The 14,943-nt window shown below is 72.3% G+C and carries 14 protein-coding genes; 9 read left to right on the forward strand and 5 right to left on the reverse strand.

All coding sequences use genetic code 11. The annotated features are described in order from the left end of the window. Nucleotides 1-11: 11 nt before the first annotated feature. Nucleotides 12-2,441 carry an AsmA family protein gene (locus tag IS481_RS04460; RefSeq protein ID WP_104356046.1) on the reverse strand — a complete coding sequence of 810 codons (2,430 nt, stop codon included), beginning with the start codon at nucleotides 2,439-2,441 and terminating at the stop codon, nucleotides 12-14. 56 nt (nucleotides 2,442-2,497) lie between these two features. Here IS481_RS04460 and IS481_RS04465 point away from each other — a divergent pair, with 56 nt between their 5' ends. Together IS481_RS04465 and IS481_RS04470 are read left to right on the forward strand one after the other, a co-directional pair. Continuing rightward, nucleotides 2,498-3,619, forward strand: a complete 1,122-nt coding sequence (locus IS481_RS04465) for an FAD-dependent monooxygenase (protein WP_104356047.1) — start codon at nucleotides 2,498-2,500, stop codon at nucleotides 3,617-3,619. Between the two features lie 18 nt (nucleotides 3,620-3,637). Further along, nucleotides 3,638-4,360 carry a DsbC family protein gene (locus tag IS481_RS04470; RefSeq protein WP_104356048.1) on the forward strand — a complete coding sequence of 241 codons (723 nt, stop codon included), beginning with the start codon at nucleotides 3,638-3,640 and terminating at the stop codon, nucleotides 4,358-4,360. A gap of 64 nt (nucleotides 4,361-4,424) precedes the next feature. On the opposite strand, the gene IS481_RS04475 is transcribed toward IS481_RS04470, so the two are convergent. Beyond that, entirely contained in the window at nucleotides 4,425-4,796 is a 372-nt protein-coding gene (locus tag IS481_RS04475; RefSeq protein WP_104356049.1) for a DUF4148 domain-containing protein, read from the reverse strand. A 291-nt stretch (nucleotides 4,797-5,087) separates the two neighbouring features. Here IS481_RS04475 and IS481_RS04480 point away from each other — a divergent pair, with 291 nt between their 5' ends. Together IS481_RS04480 and IS481_RS04485 are read left to right on the forward strand one after the other, a co-directional pair. Continuing rightward, nucleotides 5,088-5,495, forward strand: coding sequence for a DUF3429 domain-containing protein (locus IS481_RS04480; RefSeq protein ID WP_232529458.1), 408 nt, complete (start codon nucleotides 5,088-5,090; stop codon nucleotides 5,493-5,495). Between the two features lie 29 nt (nucleotides 5,496-5,524). Next, complete coding sequence (locus IS481_RS04485) at nucleotides 5,525-7,267, forward strand: M61 family metallopeptidase (protein WP_194963339.1); 1,743 nt, start codon at nucleotides 5,525-5,527, stop codon at nucleotides 7,265-7,267. A gap of 51 nt (nucleotides 7,268-7,318) precedes the next feature. Here the strand turns inward: IS481_RS04485 and IS481_RS04490 are convergent, their stop codons facing one another. Further along, nucleotides 7,319-7,804, reverse strand: coding sequence for a hypothetical protein (locus IS481_RS04490; protein WP_104356052.1), 486 nt, complete (start codon nucleotides 7,802-7,804; stop codon nucleotides 7,319-7,321). A gap of 161 nt (nucleotides 7,805-7,965) precedes the next feature. Between IS481_RS04490 and IS481_RS04495 the strand changes: the two genes are divergently transcribed. Next, the gene (locus IS481_RS04495; RefSeq protein WP_104356053.1) at nucleotides 7,966-8,754 is read left to right on the forward strand and encodes an enoyl-CoA hydratase; all 789 of its coding nucleotides are present in this window, start codon (nucleotides 7,966-7,968) and stop codon (nucleotides 8,752-8,754) included. A gap of 21 nt (nucleotides 8,755-8,775) precedes the next feature. Here the strand turns inward: IS481_RS04495 and IS481_RS04500 are convergent, their stop codons facing one another. Together IS481_RS04500 and lysS are read right to left on the reverse strand one after the other, a co-directional pair. Beyond that, nucleotides 8,776-9,336: a pyridoxamine 5'-phosphate oxidase gene (locus IS481_RS04500; RefSeq protein ID WP_104356054.1), complete on the reverse strand. Its 561-nt coding sequence runs from the start codon at nucleotides 9,334-9,336 to the stop codon at nucleotides 8,776-8,778. Next, a complete protein-coding gene (gene lysS, locus IS481_RS04505) occupies nucleotides 9,333-10,859 on the reverse strand; it encodes a lysine--tRNA ligase (protein WP_104356055.1) in 1,527 nt (508 codons plus the stop codon). Before lysS ends, IS481_RS04500 begins: the two co-directional genes overlap by 4 nt. 126 nt (nucleotides 10,860-10,985) lie before the next feature. Here lysS and IS481_RS04510 point away from each other — a divergent pair, with 126 nt between their 5' ends. The 4 genes from IS481_RS04510 to IS481_RS04525 are packed head-to-tail and all read left to right on the forward strand — an operon-like array spanning nucleotide 10,986 to nucleotide 14,941. Beyond that, nucleotides 10,986-12,272 (forward strand): lipopolysaccharide biosynthesis protein, encoded by a 1,287-nt coding sequence (locus IS481_RS04510; protein WP_104356056.1) that lies wholly within the window; start codon nucleotides 10,986-10,988, stop codon nucleotides 12,270-12,272. A 13-nt stretch (nucleotides 12,273-12,285) separates the two neighbouring features. After that, nucleotides 12,286-12,864 (forward strand): acyltransferase, encoded by a 579-nt coding sequence (locus IS481_RS04515; protein ID WP_104356057.1) that lies wholly within the window; start codon nucleotides 12,286-12,288, stop codon nucleotides 12,862-12,864. Further along, on the forward strand, nucleotides 12,861-13,925 hold the full coding sequence (locus tag IS481_RS04520) for a glycosyltransferase (protein ID WP_104356058.1): 1,065 nt from the start codon (nucleotides 12,861-12,863) through the stop codon (nucleotides 13,923-13,925). The genes IS481_RS04515 and IS481_RS04520 overlap by 4 nt, the downstream gene beginning before the upstream one ends. Next, entirely contained in the window at nucleotides 13,922-14,941 is a 1,020-nt protein-coding gene (locus IS481_RS04525; protein ID WP_104356059.1) for a glycosyltransferase family 2 protein, read from the forward strand. Before IS481_RS04520 ends, IS481_RS04525 begins: the two co-directional genes overlap by 4 nt. Nucleotides 14,942-14,943: the final 2 nt, after the last annotated feature.

Here is a 14,943-nt window from a genome sequence, read left to right on the forward strand (position 1 = left end):
CGCTCCAGGGCTCACTTCAGCAGCCCCTTCAGCTTGTCCTTCAGCAGGTCGCGCGGCTTGGCCGCAGGCGGCTCCTGCGTGGCCGAGGCGGCAGAGTCGGCCGGCTTGACGCCCAGTTCCTTCTTCAGCCGGTCCTCGAGGCGGTTCTTGAGGGTGTTCTCCGCCGCGCCGATCGCGACCGCCGACCATTGCACCTGCCAGTCGATCGCCTCCAGCGGGCCGGTCAGCCGCACCGGCACCGTCACGCCCTTGAGCGCGGCGAGGTCGGCGCCGCCCTGGCCCTTGGCGGTGGCCGTCACGGCGGCACGTGCGGTGTAGTCGATGCGGTTGCGGCCGATGTCGATCGCGCCGTCGCCGGTGACCCGAAGGAACGGGCTCTTGACGTCCAGGTCCTTGTTGCGCGCCACGCCGTCGGCGATCTGCACGCTGGCGCTCATCTCGGAGAAGTCGGTCTTCTCGGTCTGGCGGGCCTGCTGCACCGCGTCCTTGCGCAGCGTCAGCGCCGCCTGCGCCTCGCGCAGCACGCGCGCCAGGTTGATGCCCTTGACCGCGCCGTCACGCAGCTGCACGGCCGCCTGGCCTTCCAGGCGCGACTTCATCTCGGCGACCGTCTTGCCGGCCGAGGCCAGGTCGAAGGTGACCCGGCCGCGGCCCTCCAGCAGGTCCTTGTCCGCGACGTCGCGCAGCGCCGCATGCACGTCGATGTCGGTGGCGGTGCCCTTGAGCATCACGCGCTGGGCACGTGCGTCGGCGAACGCGTTGGCCGCGATGCTGCCACCCCAGATCCGGCCGGACAGGGTGTTCACGCGCAGCATGCCGCCTTCCAGGGTGGCCTGCACCTGGGCGTCGTCGAGCTGGTAGGGCCGGTAGATCAGCGTCTTGGCCTTCAGCGCCAGCGAGCCCTGCAGCGCGCGCAGCGGCGCGAAGTCGATCGTGCCCTCGGTGCCGCCGGCGGCCGCGGGCTTGCCCGTGCCGGTGGACGAGGTGTCGGCCAGCACGGTGTTGAGGTCGAGCCGGTCGAATTCGCCCTGCGCCTGGACCGTGGGCACCGTGCCGGTGAAGGCGGCGTTGCCGCGGGTCGCGAAGGCGTTGTTGTTCAGGGCCCCGGACAGCTGCCACTGCGCGGCCTGCGACGAGGCCTGGGCGCGGCCCTTGACGGCGATCTGCAGCGGCTTGAGCGAGGGGTCCTGCACCTGCGCCTGCAGGTCCAGCTGCTCCAGCACGACCGCCGTCTTCGCCGGCTGCAGCGACAGGTCGGCGCGCAGTGCGCCGGCGACCTTGCGTTCGCCGCTGCCGCTCAAGGTGGCCTCGAAGCCCGGCAGGCGCACCTCGTCGAAGTTGCCGCTCGGCGCGTCGGAACGGAAGTTGGCGGCCCAGCCTTGCGCGCCGCCCAGGGCGACGCGGCCCTGCAGCGCGCTGCCCTTGAGCGAGGCACCTTCGGCCTGCAGCTGCGGCCAGCTCAGGCGCGCCTCGATGGGCTGCTTGTTGTGCACCGCCTTGAGGTCCAGCGTCAGCTGCTCGACCGCCAGCGAGCGCCGCTCCGGTTCATAGGCGAAGCGCTGTACCGCCACGGTCGAGGGTTCCAGCTTCAGCGCGCCCAGCAGCGCGCTGCTGCTCAGGCGCAGGTTCTCGGCGTGCATCGCGCCCTGGCGGCTGTCGTAGGCCAGCTGGCCCTCGATGCGCGTGTCCAGCGCGTCCACGCCCAGCGCGTTGCCCTGGTAGCCGAGCTTCATGTCGCGCAGCGTGACCGAGCCGTCGGCCAGCGCGAGCAGCACCCGGGTCTCGCCGCGCAGGTCGCCGTGCAGCGAGGGCTGGGCGAAATCGAAGTTGGCGTCCAGCGTCACGGGGGCCTCCACGCCGTCGGCCAGGCGGCCGGTGGTGAGGCTGCGCAGGTGGATGTCGCCGAGCAGCCGGGCCTTGGCGTCCTGCACGGTCAGGCGCAGGTCGCGCAGCTCGACGCTGCGCACGTTGAACTGCGGGGCGGGCGAGGCGTCGTCCCGCTCGTCGGGCCGGTCCTGCCCGTCGTCGTCCGCGGCGAGCAGGTCGTCGATGTTGCTGCGGCCCTGGCCGTCGCGCGTGTAGCGCACGCGCAGTCCGCTGGCCTGCACGCGCTCGACCACCAGCTGGCGGCGCAGCAGCGGCAGCACCTCGACCGCCAGCGCGGCTTCCTCCAGGCGCAGGAACTGCTCGTCGCTGCGGTGCTCGCTCAGCGAGACCTGGCGCAGGCTGACCTCCAGGCGCGGGAACACGCGCAGCGACACCGGGCCGTCGATCGCCAGCGTGCGCTGCTTGTGCTCCTGGACCCAGTCGATCAGCGCCCCCTTGTAGCGGTTGGCGTCGAAGGTGGCGACCAGGTAGGCGGCCACGGCCGCGAACAGGACGATGAGGGCAGCGATGGCGAGCGCGCCGTAACGGATCCAGCGTCGGACGGAGTGGTTCATGGTCGGACTATTGTGCCGGCTCCGTCGCGCCGATGCCGGCTTCTACAATGCGTTGCATGGTTCGCTATGACGTCTACATCCGGGGCAGCGGCATCGTCGGCAAGACCCTGGCCCTGGCGCTGGCGCGCGCCGGCCTGGGCGTGGCGCTGCAGCGCGCGCCCGGGCGTCCCGCCGGCCAGGACGTGCGTGCCTACGCGCTGAGTGCGCGTTCGGTGGCGCTGCTGCGCTCGGTCAAGGCCTGGGACGCCCTGCCGCCCGATGCGGCCACGCCGGTCTACGACATGCACATCGAGGGCGACGCGCCCGGCCACCAGCTGCTGCCCGGCGTGCTGGAGTTCTCGGCCTGGGAGCAGCAGCTCGGCGAGCTGGCCTGGATCGTCGACGCCCAGGCGCTGGAGGACGCGCTGGCGCAGCTGGTGCGCTTCCAGCCCCATGTCAGCGAGGTGGACGCCCCGATCGAGGCGGCGCTGACCGCGATCTGCGAGGGCAAGGCCTCCGCGGCGCGCGAGGCGCTCGGCGTCGAATGGGTCCGCCATCCCTACGGCCACACGGCGATCGCCGCGCGGCTGGCCAGCGACCGTCCCCACAACGGCGTGGCCCGGCAGTGGTTCCGCTCGCCGGACGTGCTGGCGCTGCTGCCGTTCGACCGGCCGGACGCAGGGCGCTCCTACGGGCTGGTGTGGTCGCTGCCCGAGGCGCGCGCGCAGGAGCTGATGGCGCTCGACGAGGCGGGCTTCATGCAGGCCCTGCAGGAGGCCACCGGCGATGCGGCCGGCGCCCTGGCGCTGCGCAGCGAGCGCGCGGCCTGGCCGCTGGCGATCGCCCGCGCCAGCCGCTGCAGCGGCGAGGGCTGGGTGTTGCTCGGCGATGCCGCCCATGTGGTGCACCCGCTGGCCGGCCAGGGGCTGAACCTGGGGCTGGCCGACGTCGACGTGCTGGCGCGCGTGCTGCGCGAGCGCGAGCCGTGGCGGCCGGTCGGCGATGCCAAGCTGCTGCGCCGCTACGAGCGCACGCGTGCCGCGCCGACCTGGGCGATGGGGCAGCTGACCGACGGATTGCTGCATTTGTTCGCGGCTTCGGCCCCCGCGGTGCGGGAACTTCGCAACCGCGGCCTGGGTCTGGTGAACCATCTGAGCCCGGTGAAACGCTGGCTGACGCGCCGCGCGCTGGACTCCTGAGCCTTGCAAGGACGAATCATGAAACATCACAAGGTGGCCGCAGCGGCCGTGACCCTGGCCCTGGCGGCCGGCGCCTGGGCACAGGAAGCGGCGATCCGCAGGAACCTGGCCGACCGCATGCCCAACCTGCCGGCGATCGACGAGGTCAGCAAGACCCCGATCCCCGGCATCTACGAGGTGCGCATCGGCACCGAGCTGGCCTACACCGACGCCGAGGGCAACTACCTGATCACCGGCCAGATCATCGACCTGAAGGCGCGCCGCAACCTCACCGAGGAGCGCCAGGCGAAGTTCAAGCTCGCCCCGATCGATTTCGCCAGCCTGCCGCTGAAGGACGCCATCGTCTGGAAGAACGGCAACGGCAAGCGCAAGATCGCCGTCTTCGCCGACCCGAACTGCGGGTACTGCAAGCGCTTCGAGCAGGACCTGCAGGCGGTCAGGGACGTCACGGTCTACACCTTCCTGTACCCGATCCTGTCGCCCGACTCGACCGTCAAGTCGCAGGCGATCTGGTGTGCCAAGGACCGCACCCGCGCCTGGCGCGACTGGATGCTCAACGGCGTCGCCCCCGCGGCCGCGCCGGCCAACTGCGACACCCCGCTGGCGCGCAACACCGCCTTCGGCCGCAAGCACGGCATCAACGGCACGCCGGCCCTGATCTTCGAGGACGGCACCCGGGTGCCGGGCGCGCTCAACACCGAGCAGATCGAGGCCCAGCTGGCCGAGGTCCGGGTGCGCTGAACCACCCGGCGCCCAAACAAAAAGCCGCGCATGGCGCGGCTTTTTTCATCGGAGCAGGTGACGCTCAACGCACGATCGCGGTGTCCGGCTTGGTCGCCAGGCGGGTGGCCTGTTGCTTGGCGGCCAGCTGTTCGAACGCCACGACGTCGACGGCCTCGGCGTTGATCAGCGCGTATTCGCCGCTTTGCTGGGCCTGGCGCAGTTCGGCGACGACTTCGGCGCGGCTGCGGCTGCTGTTGACCGTGGGGATGTAACCGGCGGAGTACACCTTCAGTTCGCCGGCGGCCTTGGCGCGCTGGTACTCGGCGCGCACTTCGGCGCGGGTGGCCGTCGACTTGATGTCCAGGTCCGGGGTGGGCGTGGCTTCCTGGGCGGCAGCGCCGAAGGACACGAAGGCGGCGGCGGAAACGATGGCGGTGGCAAGAAGCTTGTTCATGGCAATTCCTTTCAGGGGTCCGTTGCGTTGATGACGTTCGGACTGCCCGAGCTGCCTGCCGCGGAGGAGGTCTTCCGCTGCGCTGACGAGTTCGTTCGTCCGATGTCGCAAGATTAGGGTTTCCACCAGTTCCTAAAAAGGCGATCTCGCTCAACGCACTGTTGCAGGGCCGGGAACAATCGAGGGGGGCCGGGCCCCGGCCGGTGCAGGGGCGACAATCGGCCTGTCGCCTGCCGTCTGCGCCCGCATTTGCCGATGTCCCGTCCCGGTTCTTCCCTTCCGCCGCCGCCCGTGGCCCGTTGGCTGGTGCATCTCGGCCTGCTGCCCTTCGTGTCCGGGGCGCTGCTGGTCTGGCTGGTCCATCCCGAGGTGCAGCCGCATGTCACGCTGGCCCTGGCCGGCCATGCGGCGGTGGTGCTGTCCTTCCTCGGCGGGGTGCAGTGGGGGCTGGCGGTGCGCCAGCCGGTGCCGTCGCCCGTGCCCTGCACCTGGGGCGTGGTCCTGGCGGGGGTGGCCTGGGTCGCGGTGGTGATGCCGCCCTATGCCGGGCTGGTGGTGCTCGGCGCGATGCAGCTGCTGGCCTGCCTGGTCGACCGGCGCCTTTACCCGGGCCTGGGCGCGCGCGGCTGGCTGGTGCTGCGCTTCCGCCTCGCCGCCGTGGCGAGCCTGTCCTGTTTCCTGGCGGCCGCGGGGGTCTGAGCCCGCCGGCCATGCAACGAGTCCTGCCCATGATTGCCTACCGTATCGAGCCCCTGGACCTTCACGCCCACCTGTACCGGGTGCGCCTGCGCATTCCCGCCCCTGAGGCCGTGCAGCGGCTGTCGCTGCCGGTGTGGATCCCCGGCAGCTACCTGATGCGCGAGTTCGCCCGGCACCTGCAAGGGCTGACGGCCCGTCAGGGCGGCCAGGCGCGGCCGGTCGAGCAGCTGGACAAGGCCAGCTGGCAGGTGCGCTGCCAGGGGCGCGCGGCGCTGGAAGTGAGCTACGAGGTCTACGCCTTCGACAACTCGGTGCGGGCGGCCTGGCTGGACGCAACGCGCGGCTTCTTCAACGGCACCAGCGTGTTCCTGCGCGTCGAAGGGCGCGAGGACGAGCCGCACGCGGTGGAGATCCGCCAGCTGCCGCGCGGCTGGCAGGTGGCGACCGCCCTGCCGGCCGTGCAGGTCGACGCGCGCGGGCAGGGGCGCTACGAGGCTGCCGGCTATGACGAGCTGGTCGACCACCCGGTCGAGCTCGGCGCGTTCTGGCGCGGCCAGTTCCGCGCAGCCGGGGTGGCGCACGAGTTCGTCGTCGCCGGGGCCCTGCCGGGCTTCGACGGCGAGCGCCTGCTGGCCGACGCGAAGCGCATCTGCGAGGCGCAGATCCGCTTCTGGCACGGGCGGCGCAAGCCGCCGTTCGGGCGCTACGTGTTCCTGCTCAACGCGGTGGACGACGGCTACGGGGGGCTGGAGCACCGCGCCAGCACGGCGCTGATCTGCTCGCGCCGCGACCTGCCGCGCCGCGGCGAGGCGGGCGCGAGCGACGGCTACGTGACCCTGCTGGGCCTGATCAGCCACGAGTACTTCCACACCTGGAACGTCAAGCGCCTGCGCCCGGCCGAGTTCGCGCGCTACGACTACGCGCGCGAGAACTACACCGAGCTGCTGTGGTTCTTCGAGGGCTTCACGTCCTACTACGACGACCTGTTCCTGGTGCGCACCGGGCTGGTCGACGAGGCGCGCTACCTGAAGCTGCTGGCGCGCACGGTCGGCAACGTGCTGGCCACGCCGGGCCGCCGGGTGCAGAGCGTCGCGCAGGCCAGCTTCGATGCCTGGGTCAAGTACTACCGGCAGGACGAGAACACGGTCAACGCCACCGTCAGCTACTACACCAAGGGCTCGCTGGTCGCGCTGGCGCTGGACCTGACGCTGCGCGCGCAACGGCGCGGCACGCTGGACGACGTGATGCGGCTGCTGTGGGCCCGCTCGGGCGGCGGGCCGGTCGGCGAGGCCGACATCGCCGCGGCGCTGAAGGAGGTGGGGGGCCGCCCGTACACGCGCGAGCTCTCGCGCTGGGTGCACGGCACCCAGGACCTGCCGCTGGAGGCGCTGCTGCGCGAGGTCGGCGTGCAGTGGAGCGTGCAGCCACCGCCCTGGCCGCTGCGCCTGGGCCTGCGCACGGCCGACGGCAACGGCAGCGTGAAGGTGCGGGCGGTGATGCGCGGTCAGTGGGCCGAGCGGGTCGGGCTGGCGGCGGGCGACGAGCTGCTGGCGGTCAACGACTGGCGGCTGCGCAAGCTGGACGACCTCGAGCTGTACGCCGTCGAGGGCGAGCCGGTCGAGCTGCTGGTCGGGCGCGACCAGCGCCTGCTGCGCCTGCGCGCAGTGTTGCCGGGGCGCGACGAGGCGCGGGCGAACGTGGCGTTGGCGGTGCAGGAGGGGGCCCCCGCGGCCGCGGTGGCACGCCGCAAGGCCTGGCTCGGCGCACGCTGAGGTCCGTCCCGCCGGCCGGCGCGGGACGGAGCGTGGCGGGACGCTCCCCGGTCAGCCGAGGAAGGCCGCCTTGAAGGTCTCGGCGGTGGCGTTGCCGCGGTGGTCGGCGATCGCGCGGTGGGCCATCACGAGCAAGGGGTGCAGGTCTTCCCAGGTCTTGCTCTTCTCGATCTTCACCGCGAGCATGTCGCCGAGCGGGCCGAGCTGCTCGTTCATGAAGCGCACCGCCTGGACGCGGATCTGCTCCACCGGCTTCAGCGGCGGCGGCACGCTGGGCGGTCCTTCGCTGGCCGCCGGCTTGGCCGCCGCCGCCGAGCCGTTGCGCGTTGCCGTCACCGCGATCACCTCGATGTAGCCCTCGGCCTGCAGGGTCTGCAGGATCTCCTCGGCCGCGGGGCCGATCATGCGCTGCAGCTCCTCGTCGGTGCGCTTGCCGTCCACCATGATCAACGCCGAGCGCAACTTGACGGCCAGCTGGTTCTGGCGGGTGGCGATCTCGGCTTGTCCCTTCTCCGTCTTCCGGTATACCGTTCCCATCGCTCGTGCTGCTTTCGGTCGTTATGCTGTGCAGCTTAGCGCCAGCAGCGCTGCCGTGCCATCCTGACTAGCACCGCGGTGTGTGCCGTCTTACCGGTTCCGCACCGCCCGGAGGGGGGATGGCGCCTTGCATCCTTGTTGTTCACCCTAGGAGTTTCCCTGTGAGCGATCCACTGATCCTGACCGACGTGCGCGGCGACGGGCCGCTGAAGGTGGCCGTGATCACGCTGAACCGGCCCAAGCAGCTCAACGCGCTGAACGACGCGCTGATGGACGAGCTGGGGGCGGCGCTGAAGCGCTTCGACGCCGACGAGGGCATCGGCTGCATCGTCATCACCGGCAGCGAGAAGGCCTTCGCGGCCGGCGCCGACATCGCGGCGATGGCGAAGTGGAATTACATGGACGTCTACAAGTCCGACTACATCACCCGCAACTGGGAGACGCTCAAGACCGTGCGCAAGCCGGTGATCGCGGCGGTGGCGGGCTACGCGCTCGGCGGCGGCTGCGAGCTGGCGATGATGTGCGACTTCGTCATCGCGGCCGACAGCGCCCGGTTCGGCCAGCCGGAGATCAAGCTGGGCATCATCCCCGGCGCGGGCGGCACGCAGCGCCTGCCGCGCGCGGTCGGCAAGGCCAAGGCGATGGACATGGTGCTGACCGGGCGCATGATGGACGCGGCCGAGGCCGAGCGCGCCGGGCTGGTCTCGCGCGTCGTGCCGGCCGACAAGCTGATGGAGGAGGCGCTGGCCGCGGCGGACGCGATCTGCGGCTACTCGCTGCCCAGCCTGATCGCGGCCAAGGAATCGGTGAACCGGGCCTTCGAGGCGCCGCTGAACGAAGGCATGCTGTTCGAGCGCCGTGCCTTCCACGCGCTGTTCGCGACCGAGGACCAGAAGGAGGGCATGGACGCCTTCCTGAACAAGCGCAAGCCGGCGTTCCGGCACCGCTGAGGGCGCCCCCCGGCCACCGCCTCAGGGCTGCAGCCAGCGCGCCCCGTCTGCGTCGAAGCGGGCGCGCCGGTGCCCCTCGGCGTGCAGCTCCAGCCAGTCGAGCGACAGCACCTGCGCGACCAGCACCGCGAAATGGTGGCGCCCGTCGCGCGGCGGCAGCGGGGGCGGGGCGTCCACCGCGGCGCCGGGCGGCAGCGGCGAGAGGTAGTCCTGCGCGGCCGGCGACAGGCGCAGCCGGGCCCAGCGCGAGGACACGTCCAGCCCGTCGGTCTGGACCGACAGCCGCACCCGGCAGCGCAGCTGCCAGCCCGGGTCGGCCGCCCACATCGCCACCGTGGCCAGCGGGGCCAGCCCGGCCTGCACGACCTTGGCGGAGCGGGCGTCGGTGTAGAACAGCAGCTCGCGCTCGGCCGTGCGCACGTCGCGCAGCACCATGAAGCGTGCGTCGGCCAGCTCGCCCTCGCGGGTGGCGAGCACCGCGGTGCGCCAGGGGTGGCCCCGGGTGCGGGCGGCCCGCTGCAGCTCGTCCCAGACCGCGGACTCGATCCGGGCCAGGTCCTGCAGGCGGGCGCCGGTGGTCATTGCTCCTTGCGCAGCGCGGGAAACAGGATCACGTCGCGGATGTTCGGCGAATCGGTCAGCAGCATGATCAGCCGGTCGATGCCGATGCCGCAGCCGCCGGCCGGCGGCATGCCGTACTCGAGCGCGCGGATGTAGTCGGCGTCGAAGTACATCGCCTCCTCGTCGCCGGCGTCCTTGGCCGCGACCTGGGCCTGGAAGCGTGCCGCCTGGTCTTCGGGGTCGTTCAGCTCCGAGAAGCCGTTGGCGATCTCGCGGCCGGTGATGTAGAGCTCGAAGCGCTCGGTGATGGCCGGGTTGGTGTCGGAGGCGCGCGCCAGCGGCGAGACCTCCACCGGGTGGTCGACGATGAAGGTCGGCTCCCACAGCTTGTCCTCGACCAGCTCCTCGAAGCAGGCGAACTGCAGCTGCGGCAGCTCCCAGTGCGCCGGCGCCTCCTTGCCGAGGATGCGCAGCTGCTCGCGCAGGTAGGCCGGGTCGTCGATCTGGGCGTCGTCGCTGCGCGGCGCGTAGCGCAGCAGCGCGTCGCGGATGCTCAGGCGGGCGAACGGCTGCTCCAGGTCGACCACCTTGCCCTGGTAGGTGAGGGTGGCCGAGCCGGTCGCGTCGCGCGCGGCCTGGCGCAGGATGGACTCGGTGAAGTCCATCAGGTCGTGGTAGTTCCAGTACGCCGCGTAGAACTCCATCATCGTGAATTCGGGGTTGTGGCGTACCGAGATGCCCTCGTTGCGGAAGTTGCGGTTGATCTCGAACACCCGCTCGAAGCCGCCCACCAGCAGCCGCTTCAGGTACAGCTCCGGCGCGATGCGCAGGAACATCTCCTGGTCCAGCGCGTTGTGGTAGGTCTTGAACGGCTTGGCGTTGGCACCGCCCGGGATCGGGTGCAGCATCGGCGTCTCGACTTCCAGGAAGCCATGCTGGGTCATGTAGTTGCGGATCGAGGCGAGCGCCTTGCTGCGCGCGACGAAGCGCTTGCGCGCGCCCTCGTCGGTGATCAGGTCGACGTAGCGCTGGCGGTACTTCTGTTCCTGGTCGGTCATGCCGTGGAACTTGTCCGGCAGCGGACGCAGGCTCTTGGTCAGCAGCCGCAGCACGGTGACCTGCACCGACAGCTCGCCGCTCTTGGTCTTGAACAGCACGCCCTCGGCGCCCAGGATGTCGCCCAGGTCCCAGTGCTTGAAGGCGGCGTAGGCCTCGTCGCCGACCTGGTCGCGCGTGATGTAGAGCTGGATGCGGCCGGTGCCGTCCTGCAGCGTGCAGAAGCTGGCCTTGCCCATCACGCGCTTGAGCATCATGCGGCCGGCCACCGAGACGTTGATGTGCAGCGGCTCGAGCTCCTCGTTGGAGCGCCCGTCGTACAGGCGATGCAGTTCCTCGGCGTGGTGGCGCGGCTTGAAGTCGTTCGGGAAGGCGACGCCCTGCTGGCGCAACGCGGCGAGCTTCTCGCGGCGTTCGGCGATGAGCTGGTTGGTGTCGGGAGCTGCTTGCGGCTCGGCGGGGGCGGCAGGCGTCGCACGTTCGGTCATGACGGACTCGGGAGGGCGTGGAAAAGGGGCCGATTTTACCGGGCCGGCCAGCGGCGGCCGGCGCGCAGCCCCGGCGGACGTATCATCGCGCCACCTTCGCGCGACCCGTCCTTCCGCGTCCTCCGCATGCCAGTCCCTTCGATTTCCCGCGGCGCGATCAGTCATTTCGTCGCCAAGTTGCTCGCGGTCGCGCTGGGCATGGCGCTGATCGCGATCGTCGCGCGCCAGGGGGCGCAGCACCAGGGGGCGTTCTCGCTGCTGGTGGCCACCGAGGCGGTCTATGCCGCGCTGTTCTCGGGCATCGGGCTGGCCGTGGCGCGCCGGGTCTCCCACCACGGCGACGAGGCCGGCACCTGGCTGGCCGGCGCGCTGCTGTGGTGCCTGCTCGCGGGCCTGGCCGGCGCCGCCGTGCTGGGCCTGGCGGCCGCGCGCTGGGGTGACGACCCGGCCTACCGCTACCTGCCGCTGCTGGCCGCCGCCGCCCCCTTCCTGCTGCTGACCCCCACGGTCTCGGGCCTGTACCTGGGGCTGGGCCGGATGGGGCCGATCAACCTGCTGACGCTGGCGCCGCCGCTGCTGGCGCTCGTGCTGCTGCCGCTGGCCACGGCGGCGCAGCCCGGCGTGACCGGCGCGATGCTCGCCTGGCTGGGGTCGCGCGCGCTGGTGGGCGTGGCCGCGGCCCTGCATGCCGCGGCGCGCTTCGGCCTGCGCTACGTGGACCTCGCGCGCTGGGCGCCGCTGGCCGGGTTCTGTGTCGTGGTCGGGCTCACCAACCTGGTCAGCTGGCTGAACTACCGGGTCGACTTGTTCCTGGTCGAGCACCACGCCGGGCTGGCGCCGGCCGGCGTCTACTCGGTGGCGGTGACGGTGGCCGAGCTGCTGTGGTTCGTCTCGTCCTCGGTCAGCGTGGCCGCGTATGCGCGCATCGGCCAGCCGGACCGGACGCAGGCCGCGGCGCTGACGGTGCGGGTGGTGCACCTGAACCTCGCGGTGCTGCTGCTGGCCTCGCCGGTGCTGCTCGCGCTGGCCGGCTGGGGGTTGCCCGGCCTGCTGGGCCCGGAGTACGCCGCCTCGCTGCCGCTGCTGGCGCTGCTGCTGCCGGGGGTGTGGGCCTACGCGGCCGCTTCGACGCTGTCGGCCTTCTACACCAACTACCTGGGGCGCCCGCACCTGTCGGCCGCGGTGGCCTCGACCTCGCTGGCCGTCAACGTCGCGCTGTGCCTGTGGCTGGTGCCGCGCACCGGCGCAGCCGGGGCGGCGCTGGCGACCTCGGCGTCCTACCTGCTGGCCATCGGCTGGGGGCTGGCCCTGTTCCGCGCGCACGCCGGGCTGGCCTGGCAGGCGGTGCTGTGTCCGGACTGGCGGCAGCTGCGGCACGACCTGGCCGCACCGCTGCGCTGGCTGGGCCGGTAGACTCGTCGGGCCCATGGTCAAGTCCTTCGTCCACTCGCTGCTGCGGCGCCTCGTCGGCCCCCGGATGCTGTACGGCTACCGGCGCGCCGACGGCACCTGGCTGCCGCACACGCGCATCAGCACCGCGACCGAGCTGCAGTGCCCGCAACGCCTGCAGATCGAGGACCACGTCTACATCGGGCACTTCAACTTCATCGACGCGGCCGGTGGCCTGGCGATCGGCGAAGGCACGCAGATCACCAGCCATGTCTCGGTGCTGAGCCACTCCAGCCACGTCGCGGCGCGGCTGATGGGGCGGCGCTACTGGGGCCATCCGGCGCCGGCCGGGATGCGGCTGGCCGCCACGTCGATCGGGCCGTACTGCTTCATCGGGCCGGGTGCCGTCATCGCGCCCGGCAGCCGGCTGGGGCGCGGCGTGCTGGTGCGTGCGCACAGCTACGTGGACGGCGAGTTCCCCGACTACGCCATCGTCGGGGGCCAGCCGGCGCGGGTGCTCGGCGACGTGCGCGAGATCGACGCGCCCTGGCTGGAGCAGCACCCCGAGGCGGCTGAACACTATTGCGGCATCGGCTGGCAGCAGGCACGGCGATGAACGGGCACATCCTGTTCTGCGCCGACGCGCAGAGCGTGCACACGCAACGCTGGGTCGCGGCGATGGTGCAGCGCGGCTGGCGCTGCACGGTGCTGTCGCGCCAGTTCCAGCGCATCGAGGGTGCCGAGGTGCACGCGCTGCACACGCCGGACGGCAACTGGCCGTGGTTCTCGGCCCTGCCCACGGTGCGGCGGCTGGCCGCCCGGCTCGCCCCGGATCTGGTGCATGGCCACTACATCACGTCCTACGGGTTGTGGGCCGCGGCCTGCGGGCGGCGGCCGCTGGTGCTGACCGGCTGGGGCTCGGACATCCTCGTCTCGCCGCGGCGCAGCCGGGCGGTGCGCTGGCTCACCGGCTGGATCCTGCGGCGCGCCGACCTGATCACCGCCGACAGCCAGGACATGCTGGACGAGATCGCGCGCTACCGGCCGCGCGCGCCGCTGCACCAGGTCTACTGGGGGGCGGACACCGAGAAGTTCCGCCCCTACCCGAGCACCGACCCGGTGTTCCGCATCGTCAGCCTGCGGGCCTGGGAGCCGAACTACAACATCGACGTGATCCTGGACGCGACCGCGCGCCTGCGCGCCGCGGAGCCGGGCGCGGCGATCGAGCTGCACCTGCTGGGCGGCGGTTCGCTGGAGCCGCGCCTGCGCTCGACCGCCCAGGCGCTGGGCCTGGCCGACGTGGTGCACTTCCACGGCCGGGTCGACGAGGACCGGCTCGCGCAGCTGGTCAACCGCGCGCATGTCAGCGTCTCGATCCCGACCAGCGACGCCACCTCGGTGGCGTTGCTCGAGTCGATGGCCGCCGGCTTGCCGGTGATCGTCTCGGACCTGCCGGCCAACCGGCAATGGGTGGACGCGCAGGGCGGCTGGCTGCTGGCGCCGCGCGACCCGGTCGCGCTGGCCGAGGCGCTGCGCGCGCTGCTGCACGACCCGGCGCGCGCGCTCGAGATGGGGCGGCGCAACCGCGCCCGCGTTGACCCGGAAGCCGCGCGGCGCACGCAGATGGACCGCATGGACGCGCTGTACCGCGGCCTGCTGGCCGGGGAGCGGGCATGACGCGCCTGGTGTCGGTGCTCGTGCCCTGCCGCAACGAGCGGGCGCACATCGAAGCCTTCTGCGCCGACGTGCTGCGGCAGCAGCTGCCGGCCGGCTGGGCGCTGGAGGTGCTGGTCGCCGACGGGCGCAGCGACGACGGCACGGCCGAGCTCCTGCAGCGGCTGGCCGCGGCCGATGCGCGCCTGCGCGTGATCGACAACCCGGCGCGCATCGTCCCGGCGGGGCTGAACCGGGCGCTGGAGCAGGCGCGCGGCGAGGTGCTGGTGCGCATGGACGTGCACACCCGCTACGCCCCGGACTACGTCGCGCGCTGCCTGGAGGCGCTGGCCACCAGCGGCGCGGACAACGTCGGCGGCCCCTGGCGCGCCGAGGGCGAGACGCCGATGCAGCGCGCGGTCGCCGCGGTGTTCCAGTCGCGCTGGCTGGCCGGCGGGGCCCGCTCGCGCCAGCTCGACTACGACGGGCCGGTCGACACCGTGTACCTGGGTTGCTGGCCGCGCCGCACCTTCGAGCGCTTCGGCGGCTTCGACGAGGCGCTGGCGCGCAACCAGGACGACGAGCACAATCTGCGCATCGTCAAGGGGGGCGGCCGGGTCTGGCAGTCGTCGGCGATCCGCAGTGCCTACCGCCCGCGCGGCTCGCTGCGCGCGCTGTACCGCCAGTACCTGCAGTATGGCTACTGGAAGCCCTTCGTGATGCGCAAGCACGGCCAGCCCGCCGCGCTGCGCCACCTGGTGCCGGGGGCCTTCGTGCTCGCGCTGGCGGGCAGCGTCGCGGCGCTGCCCTTCGGGGCGCCGGCGGCGCTGCCGGCCGTGCTGGCCGGCGCCTATGCTGCGGCGGTGCTGGCGGCGAGCCTGGCGATCGCCGCGCGCGCCGGCTGGGGGCTGTGGTGGCGCCTGCCCGGCGTGATCGCGGCCTACCACTTCGGCTACGGCATCGGCTCGCTGTGGGGCTGGTTCGACGTGCTGCGGGGGGCTGCTGCCGGCCGCGAGCGCTTCGCGCGGCTGACACGATGAAG

The sequence above is a fragment of the Caldimonas thermodepolymerans genome (assembly GCF_015476235.1).
Classification (GTDB): domain Bacteria; phylum Pseudomonadota; class Gammaproteobacteria; order Burkholderiales; family Burkholderiaceae_C; genus Caldimonas; species Caldimonas thermodepolymerans.

Bases quoted from the DNA above. Each gene is read 5' to 3' on its own strand.
- IS481_RS04460 (WP_104356046.1), bottom strand. From the start codon at position 2,441: ATGAACCACTCCGTCCGACGCTGGATCCGTTACGGCGCGCTCGCCATC.
- IS481_RS04465 (WP_104356047.1), top strand. From the start codon at position 2,498: ATGGTTCGCTATGACGTCTACATCCGGGGCAGCGGCATCGTCGGCAAG.
- IS481_RS04470 (WP_104356048.1), top strand. From the start codon at position 3,638: ATGAAACATCACAAGGTGGCCGCAGCGGCCGTGACCCTGGCCCTGGCG.
- IS481_RS04475 (WP_104356049.1), bottom strand. From the start codon at position 4,796: ATGAACAAGCTTCTTGCCACCGCCATCGTTTCCGCCGCCGCCTTCGTG.
- IS481_RS04485 (WP_194963339.1), top strand. From the start codon at position 5,525: ATGATTGCCTACCGTATCGAGCCCCTGGACCTTCACGCCCACCTGTAC.
- IS481_RS04490 (WP_104356052.1), bottom strand. From the start codon at position 7,804: ATGGGAACGGTATACCGGAAGACGGAGAAGGGACAAGCCGAGATCGCC.
- IS481_RS04500 (WP_104356054.1), bottom strand. From the start codon at position 9,336: ATGACCACCGGCGCCCGCCTGCAGGACCTGGCCCGGATCGAGTCCGCG.
- lysS (WP_104356055.1), bottom strand. From the start codon at position 10,859: ATGACCGAACGTGCGACGCCTGCCGCCCCCGCCGAGCCGCAAGCAGCT.
- IS481_RS04510 (WP_104356056.1), top strand. From the start codon at position 10,986: ATGCCAGTCCCTTCGATTTCCCGCGGCGCGATCAGTCATTTCGTCGCC.
- IS481_RS04515 (WP_104356057.1), top strand. From the start codon at position 12,286: ATGGTCAAGTCCTTCGTCCACTCGCTGCTGCGGCGCCTCGTCGGCCCC.
- IS481_RS04520 (WP_104356058.1), top strand. From the start codon at position 12,861: ATGAACGGGCACATCCTGTTCTGCGCCGACGCGCAGAGCGTGCACACG.
- IS481_RS04525 (WP_104356059.1), top strand. From the start codon at position 13,922: ATGACGCGCCTGGTGTCGGTGCTCGTGCCCTGCCGCAACGAGCGGGCG.